The 8,195-nt window shown below is 70.5% G+C and carries 5 protein-coding genes; 3 read left to right on the plus strand and 2 right to left on the minus strand.

The window, feature by feature from the left end:
* Nucleotides 1-196: 196 nt before the first annotated feature.
* Nucleotides 197-2,317 carry a fructose-specific PTS transporter subunit EIIC gene (locus ACFY12_RS18265; protein ID WP_390716833.1) on the minus strand — a complete coding sequence of 707 codons (2,121 nt, stop codon included), beginning with the start codon at nt 2,315-2,317 and terminating at the stop codon, nt 197-199.
* A 543-nt stretch (nt 2,318-2,860) separates the two neighbouring features.
* Between ACFY12_RS18265 and ahcY the strand changes: the two genes are divergently transcribed.
* The gene (ahcY, locus tag ACFY12_RS18270; protein ID WP_390716784.1) at nt 2,861-4,321 is read left to right on the plus strand and encodes an adenosylhomocysteinase; all 1,461 of its coding nucleotides are present in this window, start codon (nt 2,861-2,863) and stop codon (nt 4,319-4,321) included.
* Nucleotides 4,322-4,603: 282 nt separating this feature from the next.
* Nucleotides 4,604-5,248, plus strand: coding sequence for a hypothetical protein (locus tag ACFY12_RS18275; RefSeq protein ID WP_390716785.1), 645 nt, complete (start codon nt 4,604-4,606; stop codon nt 5,246-5,248).
* Nucleotides 5,249-5,314: 66 nt separating this feature from the next.
* Here the strand turns inward: ACFY12_RS18275 and ACFY12_RS18280 are convergent, their stop codons facing one another.
* Entirely contained in the window at nt 5,315-6,547 is a 1,233-nt protein-coding gene (locus tag ACFY12_RS18280; RefSeq protein ID WP_390716786.1) for an RDD family protein, read from the minus strand.
* A gap of 125 nt (nt 6,548-6,672) precedes the next feature.
* Between ACFY12_RS18280 and ACFY12_RS18285 the strand changes: the two genes are divergently transcribed.
* Nucleotides 6,673-7,680: a stage II sporulation protein M gene (locus ACFY12_RS18285; protein WP_390716787.1), complete on the plus strand. Its 1,008-nt coding sequence runs from the start codon at nt 6,673-6,675 to the stop codon at nt 7,678-7,680.
* Nucleotides 7,681-8,195 lie beyond the last annotated feature (515 nt).

The following is an 8,195-nucleotide window of genomic DNA, read 5'->3' on the forward strand; positions in this document are numbered from 1 at the left end:
AGCTACCGAGCCCGCTGGGGGTAAGTCCCCGGCACCCGTTGGCAATACGTGCCCGTGACCCGTTACGTCTCCGTGACCCGTTGGGAATACGTCACCGGCACCGCCGCGTTGTGGCTCCGCAGGGGGCCCTCGCGCCCCCTAGGGGATCCGTTCGAACGTCCCCTAAGGGGGGCTCCTGAGAGCCCCTCACGACCCCCTAATGGATCTCCCGGAGCATGCACAGCAACGCCGTCTCGTCCGCCGCATCGCGCAACCGCGCCCGGAAGCCGGCATCCATCAGCTTCCGTGACAGCAGCGCCAGGATCCGCAGATGCTCGTCCCCAGCCGCCGCCTCCGGCACCGCGATCATGAAGACGACCTTGGCGAGCGTGCCGTCCAGCGAGCCCCAGTCGATACCGTCCGCGGACCGCCCGAAGGCGACGACCGGCGCGGTCACCGCGTCCGTCTTGGCATGCGGGATGGCGATCTCCTCACCCAGTCCTGTGGTGCCCTGCGCCTCCCGCGCCAGCGCCACACGGATCAACTCGTCCACGTCCGCCACCACACCGCCGGCCGCGGCCAGTTCGGCCATCTCGCGGATTGCCGCTTCCTTCTCACCCGCGGCCAGCTGCGTGGTGACGGTCCGCTCGGTGAGGTAGCCGGAAAGCACCTCGGCGGGGGCGGCGGCCGCCGAAGCCTCGGCACTCCGCGCATCCTCCGCGACGGCCACGCCCGTACGAGTCCCGGCACCGGCACTCGTACTGGCACTGGCACTGACACCGGCACCGGCACTCGTACTGGCACGGGCACTGGCATCGGCACGGGCACCGGACCCGCTACCGGCCCCGGCCCCAGCCACAGCCGCCCCGTCCCTCCGCCGCTCCGCGACATCCACCAGCGCCACCGTCGTCAGCGCCGTCACCACCGAACCGATCACCACGGCGAGGAAGAACACCGGCACCCCGCCGACCGCACCCAGCACCGCCACAATCGGCCCGCCGTGCGGCACCGCATTCGTCACGCCGGCCATCCCCGCGACCGCACCGGCCACCGCACCACCCAGCATGTTCGCCGGAATGACCTGCGCGGGCCGCGCCGCGGCGAACGGAATCGCGCCCTCGGAGATTCCGAAGACCCCCATGAACAGCGCCGCCATCCCCGTCTCCCGCTCCTGCTCGGAGTACAGGCGTCGGCGGATCAGCGTGGCCAGCCCCTGCCCCAGCGGCATCACCGGGATCGCCGCGGCACACATGCCCATCACCGTCTGGTTGCCGGACGCGATCAGCCCGGCGCCGAACAGGAACGCGGTCTTGTTGACCGGACCACCCATATCGAACGCGATCATCAGGCCGAGGATCGCGCCGAGCAGGATCGCGCTGGACCCCGTCATCCCGCCGAGCCAGCCAGTGAGGTGCGTGAAGACCCACGAGACGGGGCGGCCGATGACGTAGATGAAGAACAGCCCCAGCGCCGTCGTCGCCACGATCGGGATCACGATGATCGGCATGATCGGCCGCACGAACCGGGGAACCCTGATCTTCTTGATCCCCTGCACCAGATAGCCGGCCAGAAAGCCGGTGACGATCGCGCCGATGAAGCCCGCGCCCGCCTTGGAGCCGTACAGCTCGCCCGTATTGGCGAGCCAGCCGCCGATCATGCCGGGCACCAGCGCCGGCCGGTCCCCGATCGCGTACGCGATATAGCCGGACAGGATCGGCACCATCAGCGTGAAGCCGATGACACCGATGTCATTGACGTGCTTCCAGAACGAGTCCTCGGGGATGACCAGGCCGCCGTCCGCCTGCGGATGCCCGCCCAGCGCCAGCGAGATCGCGATCAGCAGACCGCCGACCACCACGAACGGGATCATGTAGCTGACACCGTTCATCAGCGCCTTGTAGACGACGCCGCGCTCCTTGCCGCTGCCGGCACCACCCGCCCCACCGGACGCCACATGAGCGCCGGCGCCAGCACCAGCGCCGTCGTCGCCACCGGCACTGGCACCGACTTCGGCACCGTCGACACCGGCACCACCCGCCTCGCCTCCATACACGGGCGCGCTCCGCACCCGCTCGATCAGCCGCTCGGGGTGGCGTATGCCCTCCGCGACCCCGACCGTCAGCAGCCGCTTGCCGGCGAACCGGCTCCGGTCGACATCCTTGTCCGCGGCGATGATGATCCCGTCCGCATCCTTGACATCGTTGTCAGACAGTACGTTCTCAGCCCCGATGGAGCCCTGCGTCTCCACCTTGATCTCATGGCCGAGCGACGCGGCGGCCTGCGCCAGCTTCTCCGCGGCCATGTACGTGTGGGCGATGCCGGTCGGGCAGGCGGTCACGGCGAGCAGCTTCAGCCTCTGCCCGTCCCTCCCCGCAGCCTCGGGGGATCCCGCTGAACTGGTGGTCACGTGGTTCTCCTTACGGACGTGCGCACGGCGGAGCAGATGGCGGAGCGGACGTCCGGGTGCTCCCGTGCTCCCGGCATCCTGCACGACGGCCCCGCATGAGCAAAGCCCCCGACGCCACCCGTCTCAGCCCCTCTGTCAGTCCCCTCTCAGTCCCCCCTCGGCCCTCTCCCAGCGCCCCTCCGCCCAGCCCTCCCATGGCCGGGACCGCACGGAAGCGGTCCGTCCTGGCTGGGGTTCACCGGGCCGATCGGTGTAGATTCGTGACCAGTGCCAGACGTCGCTGCTGATGGCGGTCGGTCGGCCCGCCCCGCGGACCGGCCGAGGGAGAGAGGGCCTTCGACGGACTGCGCTGCGGCCTAGGGGAGAGGTGTGTCCGCCTGCGCGTACGCTCCTCCCGCCAGCTGATGCTGGGGACCCCCGGCCCGCGCCGCAGACTGCCCGCCCATCCGCCTCGACTCCCGAGGAGCAGCACGCATGACGACAGCAGCAGCCACCGGCCAGGACTTCAAGGTCGCCGACCTTTCCCTCGCCGCCTTCGGCCGCAAGGAGATCACCCTCGCCGAGCACGAGATGCCCGGCCTGATGGCGATCCGCAAGGAGTACGCCGCCGCCCAGCCGCTGGCCGGCGCCCGCGTCACCGGCTCCCTGCACATGACCGTGCAGACCGCAGTCCTGATCGAGACCCTGGTCGCCCTGGGCGCCGAGGTCCGCTGGGCCTCCTGCAACATCTTCTCCACCCAGGACCACGCCGCCGCGGCCATCGCCGTCGGCCCCGACGGCACGCCGGACAGCCCCCAGGGCGTCCCGGTCTTCGCCTGGAAGGGCGAGACGCTGGAGGAGTACTGGTGGTGCACCGAGCAGGCCCTGACCTGGCCGAACTCGCCCACCGGCGGCCCCAACATGATCCTGGACGACGGCGGTGACGCCACCCTCCTGGTCCACAAGGGCGTCGAGTACGAGAAGGACGGCAAGGTCCCCTCGGTCGACACCGCCGAGAGCGACGAGCACCGCGCGATCCTCGAACTCCTCACCCGCACCCTGGGCGAGAACCCGGAGAAGTGGACCAAGCTCTCCTCCGAGATCCGCGGCGTCACCGAAGAGACCACCACCGGCGTGCACCGCCTCTACGAGATGCAGCGCGACGGCGACCTCCTCTTCCCGGCGATCAACGTGAACGACGCCGTGACGAAGTCGAAGTTCGACAACAAGTACGGCTGCCGCCACTCCCTCATCGACGGCATCAACCGCGCCACCGACGTCCTCATCGGCGGCAAGACCGCCGTCGTCTGCGGCTACGGCGACGTCGGCAAGGGCTGCGCGGAGTCCCTGCGCGGCCAGGGCGCCCGCGTCATCATCACCGAGATCGACCCGATCTGCGCCCTGCAGGCCGCCATGGACGGCTACCAGGTCACCACCCTCGAGGACGTCGTCGAGACCGCCGACATCTTCGTCACCACCACGGGCAACAAGGACATCATCCTCGCCTCGCACATGGCGAAGATGAAGCACCAGGCGATCGTCGGCAACATCGGCCACTTCGACAACGAGATCGACATGGCCGGCCTGGCCAAGATCCCGGGCATCGTCAAGGACGAGGTCAAGCCGCAGGTCCACACCTGGACCCACCCGGACGGCAAGGTCCTGATCGTGCTGTCCGAGGGGCGCCTGCTCAACCTGGGCAACGCCACGGGCCACCCCTCCTTCGTGATGTCCAACTCCTTCGCGGACCAGACGCTGGCCCAGATCGAGCTGTTCACCAAGCCCGAGCAGTACCCGACCGACGTCTACGTCCTGCCCAAGCACCTGGACGAGAAGGTCGCCCGTCTCCACCTCGACGCACTCGGCGTGAAGCTCACGACCCTGCGCCCGGAGCAGGCCGCGTACATCGGCGTCGAGGTCGAGGGCCCCTTCAAGCCCGACCACTACCGCTACTGATCGGCGCCGCTCCTGAGCCACACAGCTCCTGAGCCACACCGTGCCCACCGGCTGATCGGCACCACCGGTGCCGGTCCGCCGAGGCGCTCTCCCAGCAGCCGGTGACCCCAGGCCCTCGCCACTCACGGCGGGGGCCTGGCCCGTAAGCTCCCCCGGACCCCGCAAGGGCCGAACCCCCGCAAGCCGCAAGGGCCGAGCACCTGCAAAGGCCCGTACAGCCCGCACTGCCCCCGCTCCACCGGCCGCTCCTCGCCGGTCGCCGCCCGAAGGACTGCATCCCCCATGCCCCGCGGCCACTACTCGCTCCACGATCCGCACGATCACACCCCCCTCGGTGAAGAGCACTTCCACTGCGCCACCGGCCCCTCCGGCTGGCGCTACGTCTCCCAGATCACCGGCCCCTCCGGCGACCACATCGGCTCCGTCGACCTCACCCTCGACGACCTCGGCCGCCCCGTCCGCCTCGAACTCCACGCCGCCGCCTGGCAGGTCCGTGGCGCCGCCCTGGACGGCGTCACCTGGGTACGTACCGATCCGACCGGGGAACACGCCACCGAAGGCAACGTCGCCGCGCACGCCTTCACGGGCGCGTCCCCCGCCTTTCTCATCGCCACCGCCCGCCTGCTGCGCCCCACCCTCGGCGCCGGCGCCGTCCGCACCCGCCTCGTCGCCTTCACACCCCCCGTCCTCGCGCCCCGCACCCTCGACCAGTCCTGGGCCCTGATGAGAAGCACACCACACACCACTGACAACGCCCCCCTCATCGCCGACGAATACCAGGTCAACGACCTGGAAACCGGCGAGCAGCACACCGTCCACATCGCCGGCGACGTGGTCCTCGCCGCCCCCGGCATCGAACTCGAATCCCTCGACTCACCGCCGTCGACGTTCAGCCCACCGCCGCCCCCGCCCGACTCCTCCGCGTGATCCGCTCCCACTGCCCACCCCTCCAGCCCTCCGCACGCATCCCGAGCGACCGCCTTCTCACACGCCTCACACCGGCGGCGCGAACCCCGTGGACCGCGGGCGCCGCTGCCCACCCGCGCCACTCGAACCGCCCTCGTCCCCGTTCCCACCCTCGTTCCCAACCTCGTCCCCGCGCCCGTGCCCGCTGACGGCCGGCCCGCGGAGCCCCATGGCGACGTCCGCCCCGCCCTCGGCCCTCGCCCCACTCCCCGGCACAGCGCCGGCACGGGCACCAGAAGCCACACCAGAACCAGAACCAGAACCCACCCCGGCCCCGGAAGACCCGGACTCACCGCCCCCAGGCGACGCCCAAGCCCCCGCCGGAGCTGCCCCGGACCCCACACCCTCGCCGACGCCGGCCGGCTCGGACACCCCCACCGACGCCACCCCGTGATCCACAGGTGACGCCACCCCGAGGTCCACAGGTACGCCCCCACTCCCCGCCGCTACGTCCCCACTCCCCACCGACACGTCCCCACTCTCCGCCGGTACGACCCCGGCCCCCACCGACGCCCCGAACGTCCGCCGGGACTCCCGCGCCTGCCGCTCCCCGGCCACCGCCGCCAGATACGCCGTCGGATGCACCCCCGCCGGCCCCGGCACACCGGTGAACCCCCGCAGGTCCTCCGCCAGCCGCCCCGCCATCGCCGCACCCACCTGCGGATCCAGCTGCCCCACCCGCGTCAGGTACTGCCGCACGGTCAGCCACCACCCGTCGGGCACCCGCGACAGGTCCAGCGCCCCGAGCTCCGACGCCAGCCAAGGAGGCGGGGGCGGGAACGCCGTCCCCACCTGGGCCGCCGGCACCCGCTCCCGTATGACCAGCGTCCCGGCGAACACATCCCCCACCCGGCGCCCCCGGGCCGACACCAACGAGGCGATGGCCGCCACCACCCCCATCGTCAGCACGATCTCGATGGCCCCCATGGCTCCGCGCACCAGCGCGTGCCGGAACCGGATCGGCCCGCCGTCCTCCCGTACGACCCGCAGCCCGCAGATGACCTTCCCCAACGACCGGCCATGGCTCAGCGTCTCGACCACGATCGGTATCCCGACCTGTACCAGGACGAACGCCGCCACCGACACGGCCGCCACCGCCGCGCCGTCCAACGACGACGTCGCGCCCAGCAGCAGCATCGACACTGCGATATAGACGCTCCAGGCCACGGCCACATCCACCGCCACCGCCAGCCCCCGGCTCGCCAGCCTGGCCGGCCGCAGCCCCAGCACCACCGCTTCGCCCGTGACGAGTCCGCTCACGCCGCGCCCACTCCCTCTCGCTCGTTCCCACGCCGTCCTCAAGCCCCGCCCACGCCGGGTCAGGCCAGTCTGCCAAGCTGACCGGGTCCGGTACCCACCCACGGCGCTGCGAGGAGCGACCCCGTATGGACCTCGATGTCTTCGTCACGGCACATAGCGCCGAATGGGACCGGCTCGAAACCCTCCTGCACCGCAAGCGCCGCCTCACCGGCGCCGAGGCCGACGAACTCGTCGCTCTCTACCAACGCACCACCACCCACCTCTCCCTCCTCCTCTCCAGCGCCCCCGACCCCGCGCTGACCAGCCGCCTGACCTCCCTCGTGGCCCGCGCCCGCAGTACGGTCACCGGCGCCCGCAAGGCCTCCTGGCGAGACGTCGCGGGCTTCTTCACCACAGCCTTCCCCGCGGCGGTCTACCGCCTGCGCCGCTGGTGGATACCCACGGCGATCGTCTCCACCGCGGTCGCCGTCCTCCTCGGCTGGTGGATAGCCGCCCACCCCGAGATCCAAGCGTCCATCGGCGCTCCGGAAGACCTCCGTGCCATGACCCGCCCCGGTGGCGAGTACGAGACCTACTACTCCAGCCACCCCGCCGCGTCCTTCGCCGCCAAGGTATGGACGAACAACGCCCAGGCGGTGGCACTCTGCCTGGTCCTCGGCGCCTTCCTCGGCCTGCCCGTCCTGTGGATCCTGTTCCAGAACATGCTCAACCTGGGCATCGGCATCGGCCTGATGTCGTCGGCCGGCCGCCTCGACACCTTCCTCGGCCTGATCCTTCCGCACGGCCTCCTCGAGCTGACCGCCGTCTTCGTCGCGGCGGGGATCGGCCTCCGACTGGGCTGGACCCTCATCGATCCGGGCCCGCGCACCCGCCGCACCGCCCTGGCGGAGGAAGGCCGCTCCGCCCTCGGCGTCGCCCTCGGCCTCGCCGCAGTCCTCTTCCTCTCCGGCCTCCTCGAAGGCTTTGTCACCCCCTCCGGCCTTCCCACCTGGGCCCGCATCGGCATCGGAGTGCTCGCCGAGCTGGGCTTCCTCCTGTACGTGTACGTCCTGGGCGGCCGAGCCGTACGCGCCGGAGCGACCGGCGATGTGGGCCCCACCGACCGCGACACCACCCTCCCGACCGCCGCCTGATGTGCGTCGCACCCCGCTGACCTGCTAATCTCCTCTTCGCCCCAGAAACCCGTTGACACGGGCGGCAGGGGGAGGTAGATTCAAACGGTTGCAACGAACTAGACAAGTTCGCCCTGCGACGGCTAGTCTCTTCTCCGCTTCGGCCAGAATTTCCATTCGGCGAAGCGCAACCGACCACTTACCGGAAGTCTCGGCCGATCAATTCGACCGAGGCCCTTCTGGTAAAGTCGGAAAAGCCAAAAGGCAAACCCCTCCGACGGGGATTCGGAAATGAATTCGGGCCGACAGCGGAACGAGTGAAGATCCGATAGAGTCGGAAAGGCCGAAAAGCGAAAGCCGGACGGTCAACCCCGCTCCAACAGGGGGCCAGAGACGGAAACGGATCTGGTAACGTTGGAATCGCGAAGAGGCCGGAAGGCCGAATCGCACCGGCGAAAATCGGAGCCGCGAGGGTCTGATAGAGTCGGAAACGCAAGACCGAAGGGAAGCGCCCGGAGGAAGCCCGAGAGGGTGGC

It is taken from the genome of Streptomyces sp. NPDC001339 (genome assembly GCF_042895955.1).
GTDB lineage: Bacteria > Actinomycetota > Actinomycetes > Streptomycetales > Streptomycetaceae > Streptomyces.